Source organism: Actinoplanes missouriensis 431 (assembly GCF_000284295.1).
GTDB lineage: Bacteria > Actinomycetota > Actinomycetes > Mycobacteriales > Micromonosporaceae > Actinoplanes > Actinoplanes missouriensis.
Genome location: NC_017093.1, coordinates 1,954,422 through 1,972,301 on the forward strand (window position 1 = coordinate 1,954,422; position 17,880 = coordinate 1,972,301).

The 17,880-nt window shown below is 71.5% G+C and carries 20 protein-coding genes; 12 read left to right on the forward strand and 8 right to left on the reverse strand.

Annotated elements, in window-relative coordinates:
• Window positions 1–78: 78 nt before the first annotated feature.
• The 4 genes from AMIS_RS09015 to AMIS_RS09030 are packed head-to-tail and all read left to right on the forward strand — an operon-like array spanning window position 79 to window position 4,895.
• Entirely contained in the window at window positions 79–2,046 is a 1,968-nt protein-coding gene (locus AMIS_RS09015; protein ID WP_014441909.1) for a phage holin family protein, read from the forward strand.
• A 25-nt stretch (window positions 2,047–2,071) separates the two neighbouring features.
• Window positions 2,072–2,908, forward strand: a complete 837-nt coding sequence (locus tag AMIS_RS09020) for a class II glutamine amidotransferase (protein WP_014441910.1) — start codon at window positions 2,072–2,074, stop codon at window positions 2,906–2,908.
• Window positions 2,909–2,919: 11 nt separating this feature from the next.
• Window positions 2,920–4,128 (forward strand): arginine deiminase, encoded by a 1,209-nt coding sequence (locus AMIS_RS09025; RefSeq protein WP_231859263.1) that lies wholly within the window; start codon window positions 2,920–2,922, stop codon window positions 4,126–4,128.
• Complete coding sequence (locus AMIS_RS09030) at window positions 4,125–4,895, forward strand: metallophosphoesterase family protein (RefSeq protein WP_014441912.1); 771 nt, start codon at window positions 4,125–4,127, stop codon at window positions 4,893–4,895. The genes AMIS_RS09025 and AMIS_RS09030 overlap by 4 nt, the downstream gene beginning before the upstream one ends.
• Here AMIS_RS09030 and AMIS_RS09035 read toward each other — a convergent pair.
• A complete protein-coding gene (locus AMIS_RS09035; protein ID WP_014441913.1) occupies window positions 4,892–5,392 on the reverse strand; it encodes a hypothetical protein in 501 nt (166 codons plus the stop codon). The genes AMIS_RS09030 and AMIS_RS09035 overlap by 4 nt on opposite strands.
• Before the next feature lie 152 nt (window positions 5,393–5,544).
• Between AMIS_RS09035 and AMIS_RS09040 the strand changes: the two genes are divergently transcribed.
• Together AMIS_RS09040 and AMIS_RS09045 are read left to right on the forward strand one after the other, a co-directional pair.
• Window positions 5,545–6,078: an Rv1733c family protein gene (locus AMIS_RS09040; protein WP_456236343.1), complete on the forward strand. Its 534-nt coding sequence runs from the start codon at window positions 5,545–5,547 to the stop codon at window positions 6,076–6,078.
• Between the two features lie 12 nt (window positions 6,079–6,090).
• Window positions 6,091–7,575 carry an MFS transporter gene (locus AMIS_RS09045; RefSeq protein WP_014441915.1) on the forward strand — a complete coding sequence of 495 codons (1,485 nt, stop codon included), beginning with the start codon at window positions 6,091–6,093 and terminating at the stop codon, window positions 7,573–7,575.
• A gap of 391 nt (window positions 7,576–7,966) precedes the next feature.
• Here the strand turns inward: AMIS_RS09045 and AMIS_RS09050 are convergent, their stop codons facing one another.
• The 4 genes from AMIS_RS09050 to AMIS_RS09065 all read right to left on the reverse strand — a co-directional run bounded on the left by AMIS_RS09050 (window position 7,967) and on the right by AMIS_RS09065 (window position 11,143).
• Window positions 7,967–8,878 carry a YihY/virulence factor BrkB family protein gene (locus AMIS_RS09050; protein WP_014441916.1) on the reverse strand — a complete coding sequence of 304 codons (912 nt, stop codon included), beginning with the start codon at window positions 8,876–8,878 and terminating at the stop codon, window positions 7,967–7,969.
• On the reverse strand, window positions 8,875–9,288 hold the full coding sequence (locus AMIS_RS09055) for a DUF7144 family membrane protein (protein ID WP_014441917.1): 414 nt from the start codon (window positions 9,286–9,288) through the stop codon (window positions 8,875–8,877). The genes AMIS_RS09050 and AMIS_RS09055 overlap by 4 nt, the downstream gene beginning before the upstream one ends.
• Window positions 9,288–9,704: a hypothetical protein gene (locus tag AMIS_RS09060; protein ID WP_014441918.1), complete on the reverse strand. Its 417-nt coding sequence runs from the start codon at window positions 9,702–9,704 to the stop codon at window positions 9,288–9,290. Before AMIS_RS09060 ends, AMIS_RS09055 begins: the two co-directional genes overlap by 1 nt.
• A gap of 95 nt (window positions 9,705–9,799) precedes the next feature.
• Window positions 9,800–11,143 (reverse strand): diacylglycerol/lipid kinase family protein, encoded by a 1,344-nt coding sequence (locus tag AMIS_RS09065; protein ID WP_014441919.1) that lies wholly within the window; start codon window positions 11,141–11,143, stop codon window positions 9,800–9,802.
• 187 nt (window positions 11,144–11,330) lie between these two features.
• On the opposite strand from AMIS_RS09065, the gene ppk2 reads away from it, so the two are divergent.
• The 6 genes from ppk2 to AMIS_RS09095 are packed head-to-tail and all read left to right on the forward strand — an operon-like array spanning window position 11,331 to window position 14,574.
• Window positions 11,331–12,110, forward strand: coding sequence for a polyphosphate kinase 2 (gene ppk2, locus AMIS_RS09070; protein ID WP_014441920.1), 780 nt, complete (start codon window positions 11,331–11,333; stop codon window positions 12,108–12,110).
• 28 nt (window positions 12,111–12,138) lie between these two features.
• The gene (locus AMIS_RS09075) at window positions 12,139–12,381 is read left to right on the forward strand and encodes a hypothetical protein (protein ID WP_014441921.1); all 243 of its coding nucleotides are present in this window, start codon (window positions 12,139–12,141) and stop codon (window positions 12,379–12,381) included.
• 9 nt (window positions 12,382–12,390) lie between these two features.
• Window positions 12,391–13,092 (forward strand): potassium channel family protein, encoded by a 702-nt coding sequence (locus AMIS_RS09080; protein ID WP_014441922.1) that lies wholly within the window; start codon window positions 12,391–12,393, stop codon window positions 13,090–13,092.
• 33 nt (window positions 13,093–13,125) lie between these two features.
• Window positions 13,126–13,602 (forward strand): hypothetical protein, encoded by a 477-nt coding sequence (locus AMIS_RS09085; protein WP_231859266.1) that lies wholly within the window; start codon window positions 13,126–13,128, stop codon window positions 13,600–13,602.
• Window positions 13,603–13,618: 16 nt separating this feature from the next.
• The gene (locus AMIS_RS09090) at window positions 13,619–14,029 is read left to right on the forward strand and encodes a DUF7144 family membrane protein (protein WP_231859267.1); all 411 of its coding nucleotides are present in this window, start codon (window positions 13,619–13,621) and stop codon (window positions 14,027–14,029) included.
• Complete coding sequence (locus tag AMIS_RS09095; RefSeq protein WP_014441925.1) at window positions 14,029–14,574, forward strand: HdeD family acid-resistance protein; 546 nt, start codon at window positions 14,029–14,031, stop codon at window positions 14,572–14,574. The genes AMIS_RS09090 and AMIS_RS09095 overlap by 1 nt, the downstream gene beginning before the upstream one ends.
• A 71-nt stretch (window positions 14,575–14,645) precedes the next feature.
• On the opposite strand, the gene AMIS_RS09100 is transcribed toward AMIS_RS09095, so the two are convergent.
• From AMIS_RS09100 to AMIS_RS09110, 3 genes are read right to left on the reverse strand one after another with little or no spacing between them, the layout of a single operon-like run.
• Window positions 14,646–15,998 (reverse strand): dipeptidase, encoded by a 1,353-nt coding sequence (locus AMIS_RS09100; protein WP_014441926.1) that lies wholly within the window; start codon window positions 15,996–15,998, stop codon window positions 14,646–14,648.
• Window positions 15,995–16,414: a hypothetical protein gene (locus tag AMIS_RS09105; RefSeq protein ID WP_014441927.1), complete on the reverse strand. Its 420-nt coding sequence runs from the start codon at window positions 16,412–16,414 to the stop codon at window positions 15,995–15,997. Before AMIS_RS09105 ends, AMIS_RS09100 begins: the two co-directional genes overlap by 4 nt.
• The gene (locus tag AMIS_RS09110; RefSeq protein ID WP_014441928.1) at window positions 16,411–17,880 is read right to left on the reverse strand and encodes an APC family permease; all 1,470 of its coding nucleotides are present in this window, start codon (window positions 17,878–17,880) and stop codon (window positions 16,411–16,413) included. Before AMIS_RS09110 ends, AMIS_RS09105 begins: the two co-directional genes overlap by 4 nt.

Below are 17,880 nucleotides of genomic sequence, written 5' to 3' on the forward strand. Positions count from 1 at the left end.
GTCGGCGACCGGGCCGGGGCGAAGCATCATCCGGCACGGATGGGGTGAGGGCCGCGGACCGTGCCGACACTGAGGCGCATGCCCTCCATCGTGGTCACCGTCATCCTCAGCGCGCTGGCACTGGGCGCCACCGTCGCTCTGATGCCCGGCATCAGCGCGGAGAACGGCTGGGCGGTTCTCGGCGCGGCGATCATCCTCGGACTGCTCGGCGCACTGCTGCGGCCGCTGCTGGTCCGTCTGCTCTCCCGCGTCGGCTGGGCCGGCGTGGTGGCGGGCTGGCTGGTGGCACAGGCCCTGCTGGTCTGGGCCGCGCTCTGGCTCGCGCCGGGCGTGCACGTGGACGGTTTCTGGGGAGCCTTCGCGGCGTCCTGGCTGGGCGCCGTCCTGATGAGCATCGGACTCTGGGCGGTCACCGCGGGACAGAGCGGCCCGGCCACCCAGCATCTGCTGCGGGTCAACCGGCGGTTCCGGAAGAAGGTCCCGCGCACCGAGACGCCCGGCGTCGTCATGATCCAGATCGACGGGTTGTCGGCGCCACTGGCCCGGTGGGCGATCGAGGCGGGCAACCTGCCGACGCTCGGCCGGTGGCTGCGCTCCGGCAGCCACGCCCTCACCGAGTGGCACGCCCAGTTGCCGGCCACGACGCCGGCCAGCCAGGCGGGACTTCTGCACGGCGCGAGCGACCAGATCCCGGCCTTCCGATGGTACGAGAAATCGTCCGCCCGTCTCGTCGTGACGAACCGCCCGAAGGACAGCGCGCTCGTCGAGTCCCGCTGCTCCGACGGCCGGGGCCTGCTGGCCGACGGCGGGGTGAGCGTGAGCAACGTGTTCTCCGGTGACGCCGCCACGTCGCTGCTGACCATGAGCACGGCCGGCTCGGCGGGACCGTCCCGCTACCTCACCGCGTACCTGATCGACCCGTACGGCCTGACCCGCTCCCTGATCCTCACCGTCGGCGAGATCGTCAAGGAGCTCTACCAGGCCCGCCGGCAGCGGCTGCGCGACGTGCGTCCCCGGATGCGCCGGCGCGGCTCCTACGTGTTCCTGCGCGGCGCCACCAACGTGCTGCTGCGCCACCTCAACCTGGCGATCATCACCGAGCAGATGATGCGCGGCGCGCCGTCGATCTACTGCGACTTCGTGGACTACGACGAGATCGCGCACCACGCCGGACCGGCCCGCCCGGAGTCGCTCGCCTCGCTGGAGGGCATCGACGGCGTACTCGCCACGCTGGAGGAGGTCGCGGCGGCCGCTCCCCGGCCGTACGTCTTCGTGGTTCTCTCCGACCACGGGCAGAGTCAGGGCGCCACCTTCGAGCAGCGGTTCGGCCTGCGCCTGGAGCAGGTGATCGGGCAGCTCACCACCGACGCCGAGGTGGTGGCGACCCGGGAGGACGAGCAGGAGGGACGGGCGCACGCTCTGCGCGCCGGCCTTTCCGGTACGGACAAAGCACCGCCCCCGCAGCCCGCGACCGTCCCGGATACCCCGGAGATCGTGGTCGCGTCCTCCGGCAACCTGTCCCTGGTCTACCTCGCCCGGCTGCCCGGCCGGGTGACGCTGGAGCAGATCGACGACCGGCACCCGAAGCTGCTCGACGGCCTGATCGAGCATCCGGGCGTCGGCTGGGTGATGGTCCGCTCCGCCGAGCACGGCGCCGTGGTGCTCGGCCGCAACGGCCGCCGCCGGCTGCGCGACGGTCACGTCGACGGACTCGATCCGCTGCTCGGGTTCGGCCCGCGCGCAGCCGAGGACCTGATCCGCCACGACGGCCTGGCCAACACCGGCGACCTGGTGATCAACAGCTGCTGGGATCCGGAGTCGCAGGAGGTCGCCGCGTTCGAGGACCTGATCGGCTGCCACGGCGGGCTGGGCGGCGATCAGAACCGGCCGGTGCTGATCCACCCCCGGTCCTGGCGGGTGCCGGTGGAGCTGGTCGGCGCGGACGCGGTGCACCGGCTGCTCTGCCGCGCCCTCTCCGAGACCGGCTGCCGCCCGCCCTCATCCGTGCGGGGTGAGCCCGGCGAGGCGGCCGGAGCGAGACGCTGAATTCCCCGTAGCGAGAGGAAGACCGATGTGCCGCTGGCTCGCCTATTCCGGTACTCCCATCCGGCTCGAGGAGCTGCTCTACAAACCACGCTTCTCCCTGATCGACCAGAGCATGCACTCCCGGCTCGGCGTGGAGACGACGAACGGTGACGGCTTCGGGGTCGGCTGGTACCCGGTCGACGGCCCGGCCGAGCCCGCCCTGATGCGCGGCGTCGGCCCGGCGTGGAGCGACGCCAACCTGCGGGAGGTCGCCCGGTCCACGGTCTCGCCGCTCTTCCTGGCGCACATCCGGGCCAGCACCGGCACCGCGGTGCAGCAGACCAACTGCCATCCGTTCCGGTACCAGAATTGGCTCTGGCAGCACAACGGCGCGATCCGCGACTTCGCCCGGCTCAAGCGGGACCTGGTCCTCGCGGTCGACCCGGACCTCTACCCGGCGATGACCGGCTCCACCGACTCCGAGGTGATGTTCTACCTGGCGCTCACGTTCGGCCTGCGGGACCGGCCGATCGCCGCGATCGAGCGGATGGCGGGCCTGGTCGAGTCGGTCGGCCGCGCCTACGGGGTGCCGGATCCGCTGCAGATGACCGTCGCCACCACCGACGGCGACCGGGTCTGGTGCGTCAGGTACTCCACCGAGGGGCACAGCCGGTCGCTCTTCTACAGCACCGCGACCTCCGCGCTGCACAAGCTGTACCCGGAGAACAAGCAGCTGGCCCGGCTCTCCGACGAGACCCGGCTGGTCGTCTCCGAACCACTCGGGGAGCTGGAGGGCGCCTGGCAGCCGGTGCCCGAGTCCAGCTACGGCGTGATCCAGAAGGGCGACGACGAACTCGGCCGCTTCGAGCCGGCCGTGCCCTGATGGGCTTTCACGTGGACTCCGAGACCGGCCGGCTGCGTCAGGTGATCCTGCACCGGCCCGGTGTCGAGTTGAGCCGCCTCACCCCGGACAACGTCCGCGGGCTGCTCTTCGACGGGATCCCGTGGGCCCGCCGGGCACGCGCCGAGCACGACGCCTTCGCCGAGGTGCTGCGCGAGCGCGGAGTCAAGGTGCACTACTTCGGCCGGCTGCTCGCCGACGTGATGGACATCCCGCGGGCGCGGGCCTGGGTGCTGGACCGGATCTTCACCGAGGACACCGTCGGGCCCACCCTGGCCGGCCCGCTGCGCCGGCTCGCCGAGCAGGCCGAGAGCGAGCGGCTGGCCGAGTACCTGATCGGCGGGGTGCTCAAGCACGAGCTGGCCGGGTTCACCGTGAACAGCCTGCGCTGGGAGCTGCTCGGCGCCGACGACTTCGTGCTCGACCCGCTGCCCAACCACCTGTTCCAGCGGGACAACTCGGCCTGGATCTACGGCGGCGTCAGCATCAACCCGATGGCGATGCCGGCCCGGCTCCGCGAGTCGGTGCACAGCGCCGCCGTCTACCGCTTCCACCCGATGTTCACCCTGTCCGACTTCACCATCTGGTACGGGGGTGACGACCGCCCGCATCATCCGGCCACGCTGGAGGGCGGCGACATCCATGTGCTCGGCGGCGGCGCGGTGATGGTCGGCCTGGGGGAGCGGTCCACCGCGATGGGCGCGGAGAACCTCGCGCGCAGCCTCTTCACGGCCGGTGCCGCCAACCGGGTGATCGTCGTCGAGCTGCCGCGCTCGCCCGCGACGATGCACCTCGACACGGTGCTCACCATGGTCGATCGGGACACGTTCGTGCTCTACCCGTACCTGCGGAGCCCGCTGCGGTCCTGGACCGTGCTGCCCGGCGACGACGCGGACGGGCTGCGCGTGGTCCGCAACGACGACCTGTTCGCCGCGATCGCCGAGACCGTCGGCGTCGGCAAGCTGCAGATCCTGGAGACCACCGAGGACGTCCGCGCCGCCCAGCGCGAGCAGTGGGACGACGGCAACAACTTCCTCGCGATCGAGCCCGGCGTGATCGTCGGGTACGAGCGCAACGTCACCACCAACACGTTCCTGCGGCGTCAGGGCATCGAGGTGATCACCGTCGCCGGTGGCGAGCTCGGCCGCGGCCGGGGCGGACCACGGTGCATGACCTGCCCGCTCGAACGCGACGCCGGGTGAGCGGCCGGCCCGTGGTCGTGGCGCACCTGTCCGACCTGCACCTCGGCGCGCACGATCGGGCGGCCGTGGAGAGCATCGCGGACGACGTGACACGGGCCGGGCCGGCGCTGACCGTGGTGACCGGGGACAGCACGATGCGGGCCCGCACCGGGGAGTTCCGCCGGGCCCGGCATCTGCTCGACCGGCTGCCCGGTCCGCTGCTGACGGTCACCGGCAATCACGACGTCCCGCTGGTCAGCTGGCGGCGCGTGCTCCGGCCGTACCATCGCTATCGGACCTGGATGGGCACGGACCTGGACCCGGACCGCACGGCCCCGGGTCTGGTCGCCCTGGGTCTGCAGTCGATGCCGCGGTGGCGCTGGAAGAACGGGCGGGTCTCGGCCCGGCAGGCCGCCCTGGTGACCCGGGTGCTCGGCGGCGCGCCCGCGGGCGACCTGCGGCTGCTGGCGCTGCACCACCCGCCGCTGGTCACCGGCCCGGACCGGCTGATCGGGCGGGCCCGGCTGCTCGACGCGATCCGCGCGGCCCGGGTCGACCTGGTCCTGGCCGGGCACACACACGTGCCGGACGTGCGCGTGCCGTGGCCGGGCGGGCCGGTCTTCGTGGTGGCGGGCACCTCGGTGAGCCGCCGGACCCGGCACGAGATCGGCTGCTCGTGGAGCCTGATCAGCGTGCACGAGGGTGAGGTCGTGGTGCAGGAGCGGTACCTGGTGGACGACGGCTGGACGACCGGCCGCGTGGTGACCGTGCCCCGTCCCGGTTCTTAGTGGAGCTGGGTTTTCAGCACCACCATGGCCACGCCGAACATGCCGGCCACCAGGGTGGAGACCAGCCGTTCCAGCGAGGTGAGACGGCCGCCCGCGCCCATCCGCCAGCCGCTCAGGCAGAGCAGCAGGGTGGTGCAGGCCAGCGACAGGATCTCCGCGGTGATCAGGCGGGTGCCGACCAGGCGGGCGACCACCAGGACCAGCAGCGGCAACGCGGACGCGGTGACGATCTCCCAGCCGGTGGTCAGCTGCCGGCGGACCGTGTGCCAGGTCGGGCGGTGACCCTCGTGGATGCGTTCGGCGACGATCCGGGCGTACCGTTCGGCGGCCCAGTAGATGGTGAGCGTGACCACCTCGGCGACGACGGCGGCGGCGGCGCTCTTCGGGTGCGCGGCGACGAGCACGGCGGCGCCGACGATCAGGCCGTAGATGCCGGATGCGGTCGCCTCCTCGGTGTCGCGGGTGACGCGGACCCGAAGTGGATTCGTCCCGGCCATACGGCTCCCTTCGTCCCGTTTTCTCTCTGCTTTCGCTCCGTTTACCCTCCGCTGAGCCTCGCCTGTCGCGGGCGTGCGGGCCTCGTCCGGCACGGATGAATCACCCGCTGCGAATGGGGACGGCGGCACCCGGCGTGACCATGCTTCTCGCCATGGGTAATCCGCTGCGACGGCGTTCCGACCGCATCGAAAGTCTGATGATCTTCACTCTGGTCATGCTGTTCCTGGCCGCCGCGCCCGGGCTCGGCTGGTGGGCCGGACGGTCCCACTACCTCGCCGGCGTCCGCGCCGAGAAATGGGAGCAGACCCATGTCTTCGCGGTGATGGCCGAACTGGTCAGCGAGCCCACCAGCCAGACCGGCACACCCGTGCCGCGCACCGCGCAGGCCCGCTGGACCGCGCCCGACGGCACACCGCGGACCGGCCTGCTGCCGGTCGAACTGGAGAGCCGGCTCGGCGACCGTACCCCGGTGTGGGTGGACGACCGGGGGAACCTGCGCGACCCGCCGCTGGACCGCAGCCCGATGGTGCACGCCGTGCTGGTCACCGGCGCGGTGGTGCTCGGCCTGGCCGCGCTTCTCGGCGGCCTCGGCAAAGCCGGCCGGGTGCTGCTCGACCGGCAACGGGCCCGGGCCTGGCAGCGCGAATGGCTCGAGGTCGGCCCGCGCTGGACCACCAGACGATAGGAGCGTCGTTCGATGGCACGATTCCCGGCACAACTGCGTCAGGCGTTGACCGCGTTCGCGCTGGCCCAGTTCATCTGCAGCTTCGCCGGCTCGAACATGAACGTGATGATCACCGACATCGGCGACGACCTGAACACCACGGTTCAGGGCGTGCAGCTGGCCATCACGCTGTTCCTGCTGGTGATGGCCGCGCTGATGATCCCCGGCGGCAAGCTGACCGACCGGCTGGGCCGCAAGTGGTGCCTGATCGCCGGACTGCTGCTCTTCGGCACCGGCGCGCTGCTCAGCTCGCTCGCCCAGAACCTCCCCCTGCTGATCATCGGGTATTCGATCTTCGAGGGGGTGGGCACCGCGCTGCTGATCCCGCCGGTCTACATCCTCACCACGCTGCTGTTCACCGGCGTCGCCGCCAGGGCCCGGGCGTTCGGCCTGATCAGCGCGATGGGCGGGGTTGGCGCGGTGACCGGCCCGCTGATCGGCGGCTTCGTCGCCTCGGTCATCCACTGGCGGGCCGCGTTCGTGCTGCAGGCCCTGATCTGCCTGCTGATCGTCCTGCTCAGCCGCAAGGCCGTGACGGATCCACTGCCGGCCGACACGTCCAAGCCCTTCGACACCGGCGGCGCGGTGCTCTCCGCGCTCGGCCTCATCCTGATCGTCAACGGCATCCTGCTGGCCGACAACAACGTCCTCGCCATGATCGCTCTGCTGGCTGCCGGGGCGCTCGTCCTGACCTGGTTCTTCCTTTCGGTACGGGCCAAGGAACGCTCCGGCCGGGAACCGCTGCTCTCCACCGCGCTGTTCCGCAACCGCACCTCCAACCTGGGCCTGGTCACCCAGAACACCCAGTGGCTCATGGTGATGGGCTCCTCCTTCGTGATCTCGACATACCTCCAGGTGGTCCGCGGGTACAACGCGATCGAGACCGGCGCGGTCTTCACGGCCACGACCGTCGGCGTGCTGATCTCCTCGCTCAGCGCGGAACGGATGGCCCGGCTCCGCCCCCAGCGAACCCTCATCATGGGCGGCTTCCTGATCACGATCGCCGGCATCGCGCTGCTGCTCGCGGCGGGTGGCACGGCGGGCAGCGTGTGGGGAATGGTTCCCGGGCTCTTCGTGATCGGCCTCGGCCTGGGCGGGATGCTGACCCCGTCGGTGAACGTGGTGCAGTCCGCCTTCCCGGAGCGGCTCCAGGGAGAGATCTCCGGCTTGTCACGGAGCGTGTCCAATCTGGGGTCGTCGCTGGGGGCGGCCCTGACCGGAACGATCCTCGTCGCGGGGGTGGACGGGGCGGCGCCGGGGCGAGCGTACCTGTGGGCGATGTGCTCGGTCGCCGTCGCCGGGGTGATAGGCCTGGTCGCAGCGTCGTTCCTGCCCCGCACCGCCCCGGCGAAGCAGCCTCCGACTCCCGGCCCGACCCCCGAACCGGCCCCCGAAGCGGGCGCTGACCCGACCCCTGACCTGGGGGCTGACCCGACCGCCGAGCCGCGCCGCGCTTGAGCCGGCCCCCGACCCGCACCGAGCCGACTCGCGCGCGGAGCCGCACCGAACCTCCCACCTGGGCGCGGAGCCACACCGAACCTCCCACCTGGGCGCGCAGCCGCGCCGCTACGAGCCGCCAGCCGCGCCAAGCCGCCGGGTGACACTGTGGACCGGCCGGACCGGCTGGCTCACAGTGTTGTCCGGACACGCCGGCGACAGCACTGCTAACCAGCTCGTCTCGCCCGGGGCTGGTCAGCAGTGCTGCCGGCCGTCCGTTTTGTCCGCGCTGAGCGCCGGCCGGCCTTCGGCGTTTCCAAGATCTGCGAGCCGGGGCCACAGGACACCGACGCAACCCTCGGCGAACCCGGTTCGTGGCAATGAGCGCGCCTGAAGTGCACACGCCGCGGGGTCAGGAGGGTGGGGTGGTCCACGTGTGGACCACCCGGTCTCCCGGGACCCGCTCCTGCTCGCGCGCCAGCAACGCCATCGCCCGCCCGTCGGCAGGCGTCGGCCGTCCGGTGTCCAGGGCCCGCGGCCACAATCGGGCATGCCGCACCACCGCGATCTCGGCGGCGAGCACGAGCACGTTGCTCACCACGTACAGCAGTGTGAAGGCACCGGCCACCGTGGCGAAGGCGCCGTAGACCCGCCCCGCCCGCCGTACCAGCTCAGGCAGCACCGACGCGCCCAGATCGAGCATCGCGGTCACGGCGAGGGCGCCGATCGCCGCGGCCGGGCAGAGTTGCGTGACCGGCGCCGGGCGGACCAGCAGGAGTTTCGCCACCAGCAGGAGCATCAGGAAGGCGGCGAGGCAGGAGCCGATCAGGGCAGCGGCCGGGGAGAGCCAGGCAGCGGCGGCCATGGCGAACAGGCCGGCCAGGATGACCAGCAGGCCGGCGAGGACCCGGAGGTAGCGGGAGATCATCCCGCGGTCGCGGAACGGGACTCCGGCGAGGTGGTTCAGGGTCTCGTAGGCGGAGAACACCACGCCGGTCCCGGAGAAGAGCAGCCCGATCACGCCGGCGACAAGCGCGACCGACGACTGCGACATCTCCGCGATGCCGGCTTCGATGCCGGGTTGCAGGGCCGGCGGGACGAGCGCGGCCACCAGCTCCTGCCGCATCTCGGGCCGGCGGGCCAGCACCTGGCTCACGATCGCCACCCCGAGCAGCAGCGTCGGGAAGAGACTGAGGAACCCGTAGTAGGTGATCAGGGCGGCCTCCCGGGCGCCCCGATCGTCGAGGTACTTGCGGATCACCGCCCAGCCGAAGCCGAGGACGGTGTGCCGCCGTTGCAGATCGTCGAGGCGGCGAAGGATCACTTCCCCTGCGCGTCCGCCACCTCGGCGCCGTGCCTCGCCACCGCCCACATCACCAGGACGGCCAGCACCAGCCCGATGCCCGACCAGATCGGATGCGCGGCGAGGAACAGGAAGTTGACGACGGCGCTGAGCAGCGCCAGCTGGAACGCCAGGATCCGGGCCCAGAGCCGGCCCAGGAACAGCGCGGCTCCGGTGATCACGGCGAGCGCGCCGATGGCCATGTGCACCCAGGCCAGTGCGGTCAGGGAGATCGGCAGGATCAGGTGGGAGCGGGTGCCGGCCAGCACCTCGGGGTCGGCCAGCGCCACCGATCCGACGAACAGGTGCACGCTGCCGAGCAGGACCATCATGATGCCGCCGAAGAGGACCAGGGCGACCCAGCCGGTGGCGCGGCTCTCCTCGACTTCCATCAGCAGCTCCCCGAGATCGCTTGGCGCAGGGCCCGGGCGCTGTCACCGACCGCGGTGATCGCGCTGCGCACGGCGGAGAACGTGGTGGCGCCCGGATCGGCCCGCGCGCTGTCCACACTGGCGGAGAGCTGGTCGACGGTGGTGCGCAGCTGGTCGGCCTGCGGCTTGAACTGCGCCTGCGCGTCGAGGACGAGCTGGTTGAGCTGTTCGAGGAGCTCGGTGACGTACGGGCGGACCGCCGCCAGCCCGTTCTCCGAGACGTTGGCGTTGCGGATCTGGGTGACCGTGTTCTGCACGGTCGCGAAGCTCTCGCACACGGCCGGGGCGTTCGCCTCGGCGCCGGAGCCGGCACAGCCGCCGGTGCCGAGGACGGCCGCCGCCAGGATCGCGGTGAGTATCCCGGGATTACGTGTCATACCGCCGAGGATGCCGCCGTGTGTTCCCGGTTACTTCACCCCGGCCGGATGAAGGCCACAGCGCGCCGTAGGAAGGTCACCGTGCGGTAGGAAGGTCACCGCGCCGGCTGAGGACCCGCTTCGGAGGAGGACCGGCCGAAGGCCAGGTGACGCAGCCGGGCCCAGTCCAGCTCGGGCGGGGGCGGCGGAACACCGGGACGGTTGCGGGGCACGCGTACCCGCAGGGCGCCGGGCCGGATCTCGCAGCGCACCGGGGTCGGCAGCACTACTGATTCGCCGTCGATCCCGACCGGCACGGCCGGCCCGTCGGCGTCGATCACCACCTCGCCGGTGTTGCGGACGGTGAGCGAGCGGGCCCGCCCGCGCCCGCTGATCAGCCCGGCGGCGTCGGCGGCGTTGCGCACGGTCACGGCCAGGACGCCGAGGACGCCGCCGTCGAGCCGGTGGCGGCGGCCCAGCCCGGCGATGTCGTCGGCCGCGTACGGGTTGTTGCTGACCAGCACGGCCTGCGGCCCGGTCACGGTGGCGCCGTCCACGGTGAGCCGGAGCCGGTCGCCGGCGCCGGCCAGCGCCCGTGGCAGCAGGTCCAGCGTGGTCCCGATCTTGTCGTCCCGGTAGGCCGGACTCTGCACGATGGACGCGTAGGCGCCGAACGACGCGTTGTTCACGAACGTCCGGTCGCCGATCAGGCCCAGGTCGATCCGCAGTTCGACGCCGTCGGTGAGCGCGTCCAGGCAGGCCGCCGGATCCTCCCGGTCGAGCCCCAGGTCCAGCGCGAAGTGGTTGCGGGTGCCCGCGGAGATCACCAGGAACGGTACGCCGTGCTCCGCCGCGATCCCCGCGACCAGGGCCTGGGTGCCGTCGCCGCCGGCCACGCCGAGCAGATCGGCGCCGTCGCGCACCGCCTGCCGGGCCACCTCGGCCACGTCCACCGCTGGTCCGTCCAGCAGGAAGACCTGCGCGCCGAGCGCGCGGGCCCGCTCGGCCAGGCGGTGCCGTTCCACCTTTCCGCCACCCGAGCGAGGATTCATGATCAGGTACGGGCGGAGCGGCGCCGGCGTCTCGGCCGGGCCCGGTTCGCCGTCCCCGGGGGGCGGCAACGCCAATGCCCGCCGCCCGGCCGTCACCGCCGCCGTCCACAGCAGACCGAAGACCACCACCACCCAGATCAGGTTCGCCCGCGCGAAGAGCACCGCGACCACCAGCGGCGCGAGCACCACGACCACCCCGGCGAGCCAGCGCAGCACTCCGCGATGGGTGAGGAACCACCAGGCGGCGGCGAGCGCGACGACCGTGCCGATGACGGCGACCAGGATCAGCAACAGGCTCGCTCGCACGCCGGCGACCGCGAGCACGAGCAGGACGGCCGCCGCGGCGGCGAGGAACGCGAGGCGGGCCAGCCGGCGCTGGGCCGGGGCGACGGGGTCGGCGAGCTGCATGACGCCAGCCTCGTGCGGCCGCCCCGCCCCGGCCTCATTCCGGCGGGATGAGGTGCGGCCGGGCGCTCCCGGTGGATCGTCGGCCTCTGATCCGCGACCGGCGGGCGGTGGCCTCATCCGTGCGGGGTGACGCGCGGTCACGTGAAGCGGAACAGGCTGTGACCATCGGCGAAACGAGGAGGACCGGATGGGTCAGAGGGCTGAACGTGGGCTGCGTCCTTGGCAGGTGGAACTGCTGAAGCTGCAGGCGCACCTCGAGGCCGAGAACCTCCGGATGATCGTCCTCTTCGAGGGGCGGGACGCGGCCGGCAAGGGCGGCGCGATCCGGCGGGTCACCCGGTTCATGAACGAGAAGCATTACCGGGTCGTCGCGCTCGGGCGGCCGACCGAGGAGCAGCGCTCGCAGTGGTACCTGCAGCGGTACGTGGCGCAGTTCCCGGCCGGCGGCGAGATCGTCCTGTTCGACCGCAGCTGGTACAACCGCGCGATGGTCGAGCGGGTCTTCGGCTTCTGCAGCGCGAAGGAGTACCGCGACTTCCTGCTCGGGGTCACCGGGTTCGAGAAGGACCTGGTCCGGCAGGGCACGGTTCTGCTCAAGCTCTACTACAGCGTGACGCGGGAGGTGCAGGCCGCCCGCTTCGAGCGCCGCCGCACCGACCCGCTGCGGCAGTGGAAGCTCAGCGAGATCGACCTGCAGGCCCAGGACCGCTGGGACGACTTCACCACGCACAAGTACGAGATGCTCAAGCGGACCGGCACCCGGGCGGCCCCCTGGCTGATCGTCCGCTCCAACGACAAGGAGCGTGCCCGTCTCAACACCATGAAGGTCATCCTCAACGCGGTCGACTACAAGGGACGCGACCGGGAGCTGGACTTCACCCCGGATCCGGAGATCGTGGTGCCCGGCATCGAGGAGATCGCGCTGATGGAAGCCGAGCGCAGGAACAGCGGCAAGTTCACCGGTTGAGCAGTCCGGCGAAGGGAGGGGGCAGCTCATGCCCGATGCGACATACCAGGTGCGGGTCTCCGGGGTGATCCCCGAGGAGGTCCTCGCGGAGTTACGCGATCTGAGAGTGAGTGTGGAGCCGCCCGAGACGGTGCTGCACGGCTCACTGCCGGATCAGTCGGCGGTGGTGGGCCTGATCTCCCGGATCCACGGGCTGGGGCTGCGGCTCATCGAGGTGCGCCGGCTCCCCGCGGACGAGGATCCGGACGCGCCACCGGGCACGTTGCGGTAAGGAGCGGCGTTGAGGAACCCTCCGGCGCGCGGCGGGTACGGCGCCGTGCTGGTGATGATCCTGGCGACCTACGTGCTGGCGCTCCTCGCCGGGAACCGGTGGATGGTGGCGCTGCTGCTCTTCGTGCAGAGCTTCACGGTGTGGCACGTGCTGCGGGTCGCCGGCGCCCGGGCTGGTTTCCGGCGGGCCGCCGCGCTGGTCTTCCTGCTCGCGCTGGTCACGGCGGTGCTCAACGTGTTCGCCGAGCAGTCTCCGCTGATCGGCTGGACGTTCTCGGCGGCCAGCGCCCTCTACCTGCTGGCGCCCTATCCGATCGTCCGGCATCTCGGCCGCCGCGATCGGGTCGACCAGCAGACCGTGATGGGGGCGCTCGCCGCGTACCTGTTGATCGGAATGTCCTTCGGGTTCGCCTACGAGTGCCTCGCCGCTCTGCAGCCCGGCCCGCTCTTCGGCGCCGAGGGCGACCCCGATCTCTCTCAGGCGCTCTTCTTCAGCTTCGTCACGATGACCACCACCGGGTACGGGGATCTGGTCCCGGCCGGCAATCCGGCGCAGAGCATCGCGGTGCTCGAAGCGCTGATCGGCCAGCTCTTCCTCGTCACGGCGGTGGCGAAGGTGGTGGAGAACTGGCGGCCCCGGAACTGGCGTGAGGCGGACGCCGGAAAACGTTCATTCACCGGGGATGACGTGCCGGGAACCGGCTCGCCATGAGCATGTTCCACGAGTGCTGACCGAGGAGTGCCCGTGCTGTTCGCTCTGATCCTTCTCCTGTTGCTCCTCACGGCCGTGGCGTTCGGCCGGGAACGGCGCGCCCGGCGGGCCTTCGTCGACGGCGGCGCGTTCGCCTGCCGGGTACGCGCGTGCGGGCCCCCGCCGTCCGGCTGGCGCCGCCTGCGTCCGCGCTGGTCACGGCGGCTCCTGGCGCACTGGGCCGGTGAGGCGCTGGTGGTCCGGCGCGGCCCGGTCCTGCATCGGATCGTCCGGCTGCCGGCGCGGGCCGCCGTGAGCGGCGTCCACCACCTGTCCCGGTCGGATGCCCGGCGGTGCGGCTCGCGCTCGATCGCGGTGCGGCTGCGGCTCGCCGACGGTGCCCTGATCGAGGTGACGACGGGCCGGGCGGAGCGCATCGACCTGGTCGGGCCGTATCTGGCCGCGGCCGTCAACGACCTGCCACGCGCGCCGGTCCGGCGGCCCGACGCCTGGCCGAACAGTGATGTCTGACCGAAAGGAGCACCGGATGTCGGATACCCGGACCCACCCCGAGGCCGAACCCACGATCTGGCCCGGCCTCGTCGTCTTCAGCGGGATGATGCTGCTGATCCTCGGCGGCTTCCAGGCGATCCAGGGCATCGTCGCGATCGCCCGGGACGACTACTACGTGACCACCAGCTCCGGCCTGGGGCTGACCCTGGACTACACCGCGTGGGGCTGGACGCACCTGGCGCTCGGCGTGATCACGATCGCGGCCGCGATCGGGGTCTTCTACGGCAGGACCTGGGCGCGGGTGATCGGCATCGGCATCGCCGGCATCAGCGCCCTCGGCAACCTGCTCTTCCTGCCGGCCTACCCGGCCTGGAGCATCATCATCATCGGCACCTGCGTGCTGGTCATCTACAGCCTCGCCGTGCACGGGCGGGAGGTGCGGTGATGGACCACTCGCGTTCCTGGCACTGGGCCCGGCTCGTCCTCGGCGTGGCAGCCGTGGTGCTGGGCATCGTCGCGTTCTCCTGGCCGGAGGCGACCCTGCGGGTGGTCGGCTTCCTGTTCGGCCTGAACCTGCTGCTGATGGGCGTGACCCGGATGCTGCTGCTGCTCTTCTACGCGCCGAACCATCCGGTGCTCTACCGGGTGCTCGGCATCCTGCTCAGCCTGCTGGTCGCCATCGTCGGCCTGCTCTGCCTGCGCAACATCGTGGCCTCGCTGGCGCTGATGCTGGTGCTCGTCGCGATCGGCTGGATGCTGGACGGTCTCGCCGAGATCTTCGTGTCGCTCGGCTCCGGCCGGGACGGCGGCGGGTGGCGGATCGGGCTCGGCATCGTCACGGTGCTGGCCGGCATCGCGATCCTGGTCTGGCCGAACATCGGACTGTCCGCGTTCCTCTTCATCGGCGCCACGGCGGTCGTCTTCGTCGGCCTGCTGCTGGTCATCAGCGCGATCTCGGGACTGCGCGGAGCCCGTACCGTGACCGCGTGATTGTGATTGTCGAGTAAGCAGCGAGAAGCGGGTCCGGCGCCCCCACGCCGGACCCGCTTCCCATGCCCGTCCTATCCGCGATATCGCTGGAGGCTGTACCGCTTCAAGAACTGGGCCTCGGCGAGCGCCAGACGGGCGATCTCACCGGGATCGACGCTCTCGTTGGGGGCGTGGATGAGAGCCAGCGGCTCCTCCACGCCCATCAGGATGATCTCCGCGTCCGGGTAGGTCCGGGCGAACACGTTGCAGAGCGGGATCGACCCGCCCTGACCGAGAGTGGTCATCTCCCGGCCGAACGCCTCCAGCATCGCCGCGGAGAGAGCCCGGTACGCCGGGCCCCCGGTACGCGCCTCGAACGGCTGACCCAGCGCCTCCGGTTCGACGCTCACCCGCACACCCCACGGCGCCGCCGCGTGCAGGTGCGCGATCAGCGCGTCCTGCGCCTTGACCGCGTCCGTGCCGGGCGGCACCCGCAGGTTGATCCGGGCCCGGGAGCGCGGCTGGATGGCCGCGGCCGAGCCGACCACCGGCGGGCAGTCGATGCCGAGCACGGTGACCGCCGGACGGGCCCAGAGCATGTCCGAGACCGTGCCGTCACCGAGCAGCCCGGCCCCGTCGACCAGGCCGATGTCCGCGCGGAACTGTTCCGGCGGGTAGGGCGCGCCGTGCCAGGTCTGGTCGTGCGCCAGCCCGGCGATCGTGGTGTTGCCGGCCCGGTCGCGCAGCGTGGACAGGATCTGGACGAGCGCCGCCAGGGCGTCCGGGGCGGCGCCGCCGAACATGCCGGAGTGCAGCTCGCCGTCGAGCGCCTCCACCGACACCACCAGGTTCACCATGCCGCGCAGGGTGACCGTCGCGGCCGGCACGCCGACCGCGGCGTTGCCGGTGTCGCAGACCAGGATGGCGTCGGCGCGCAGCAGGTCCGGGTGGCGCTCGACGAAGTCCTCGAGGCCGCCGGTGCCCTGCTCCTCGGAGCCCTCCACGATCAGTTTCAGGTTGACCGGCACGTCGTTCCCGAGGGCGCGCAGCGCGGTCAGGTGCATGACGATGTTGCCCTTGCAGTCCGCGGCGCCTCGGCCGTACCAGCGGCCGTTCACCTCGGTCAGCTGGAACGGCGGGGTGTGCCAGGCCTGGTCGTCGAGCGGCGGCTGCACGTCGTAGTGCGCGTAGAGCAGCACCGTCGGCGCGTCCGGTCCGGCGGCCGGCCGCTCGCCGTACACGGCCTTGCTGCCGTCGCTGGTCTCGCGCAGGCTCAGCCCGGTGAAGCCGACCTCGGCGAACCGATCCACCACCCAGGTCGCGGCCTTCAGGCACTCCTCGGGCGGATATTGGCGGGGATCGGCGACGGAGGGGATGGCCACCAGCTCGCCGAGATCGGTTCGGGCCCGTCCCATCAGGTCCTGGACACGGTGTTCGAGGCTCATGAGGCCACCTTCGCGAACTTGAGGTCGTCGACCACCTGCCGGAACGCCGCCAGCGTGTCCGGGCAGTAGATCGACATGATCAGAACCTGCCCCTGTACGACCTTGGCGTCGGCGATCACCGGACGCTGCCCCGGTCCGGCGGCGCCGTTGGTCAGCTGCTGGAGCAGGATGCCCCGCCGCAGCGCGTTGCCGGGGTCGAGGCAGACCGCCCCGCCGTCGTCGCCGAGCACGGCGGCGATCTGGTCTGCCGGGGGCGCCGCGATACCGGCGGCCAGCAGCTCCTCCCGCAGCTGTTCGGCCTGTGCGGTCGCCTCGGCGTTCTCCTCGGCGCTGTGGAAGGTGAGCAGGGAGATCACGGCGAGCACCAGGACCAGGACGCCGGCCGTGACGTACAGGACGGTGTTGTTCTTGATCATGCGACGGCCTCCTCGGAAGCGGAGGGCTCGGTCCGCCAGGACGGCTTGCGCAGGCGGAGGAAGAGGTACGGGACGAGCAGGCCCAGCCCGAGCGCGCCGCCGGCGACGACCGCCAGATAGAGCCCGACGCTGCCGGAGCCGAACTGCGAGGGCGGGACGAACCCGATCAGCAGGGCCGCGAGGGATGCCGCGAAGCCGACGCCGCAGAGGCCGGTGAGCATCGGGGCGCGGTAGCCGCGCGGGTGGTCGGGGTGCTTGCGGCGCAGCCGGACGGCGGCCACGAACATCAGCAGGTACATGATCAGGTAGACCTGCGTGGTGATCACCGAGAAGATCCAGTACGCGCTGGAGACGTCCGGGATGAACGCGTAGGCCAGGGCGATCAGCGTGGTGACCAGACCCTGCGTGACCAGGATGTTCTGCTGCACGCCGTGCTTGTTCAGCCGCTGCAGGAACGGCGGGAGGTAACCCTCCTGGCGCGAGATCAGCAGCAGGCCCTTGGACGGACCGGCCAGCCAGGTGAGCATGCCGCCGAGTGACGCGGCGACGAGCATGATCCCGAGGATCGGGGTGAGCCACTGCGAGCCGAACGCGGCGAACACGGCGTCGAACGCCTGCATCACGCCGGCGGTCAGCGACAGCTGCTCGGCCGGCACCACCCAGCTGATCGCCAGGGCCGGCAGGATGAAGATCAGCAGGACCAGCCCCATCGCCAGGAACATGGCGCGGGGGAACTCACGTCCCGGGTTCTTCAACGAGCCGACGTGCACCGCGTTCATCTCCATGCCGGAGTACGACAGGAAGTTGTTGACGATCAGCACCAGGCTGGACAGGCCCGCCCAGGCCGGCAGCAGGTTGCTCGCGGTCATCGGCGCGGCCGACTCGTTGCCCTGGCCGAGGAACGCGACGCCGAGGATGACCAGCAGCACGCCGGGGATCAGGGTTCCGATGATCAGGCCGCCGCTGGCCAGTCCGGCCACGCCGCTGGTGCCGCGGGACGACACCCAGACGCCGGTCCAGTAACAGACCATGATCACGATGGCGGTCCAGACGCCGCTGGACGCCAGGTCCGGGTTGATCACGTACGCCAGGGTGCTCGCCACGAAGCCGAGCAGACTCGGGTAGTAGAAGATGGTCATCGCGAACTGGCACCAGACCGCGAAGAAACCGGCCGGCTTGGAGATGCCCTCGCTGACCCACTTGAAGACGCCGCCCTCCCAGCCGGACGCCAGCTCCGCCGAGACCAGAGCGGTCGGCAGCAGGAAGACGACGGCCGGTATGACGTAGAGGAAGATGCTGGCCAGCCCGTACACCGCCATGGTCGGCGCCGGCCGGAGACTGGCCACCGAACTGGTGGTCATCAGCGCCAGCGCCACCCACGAGATGTACGCCACCGCTTTGGTCGATCGGGGTTTGCCCGCCGCCGCGGCCGGCGCGTCGGCCGGTCGTTTCGCGGGCACGTCCAT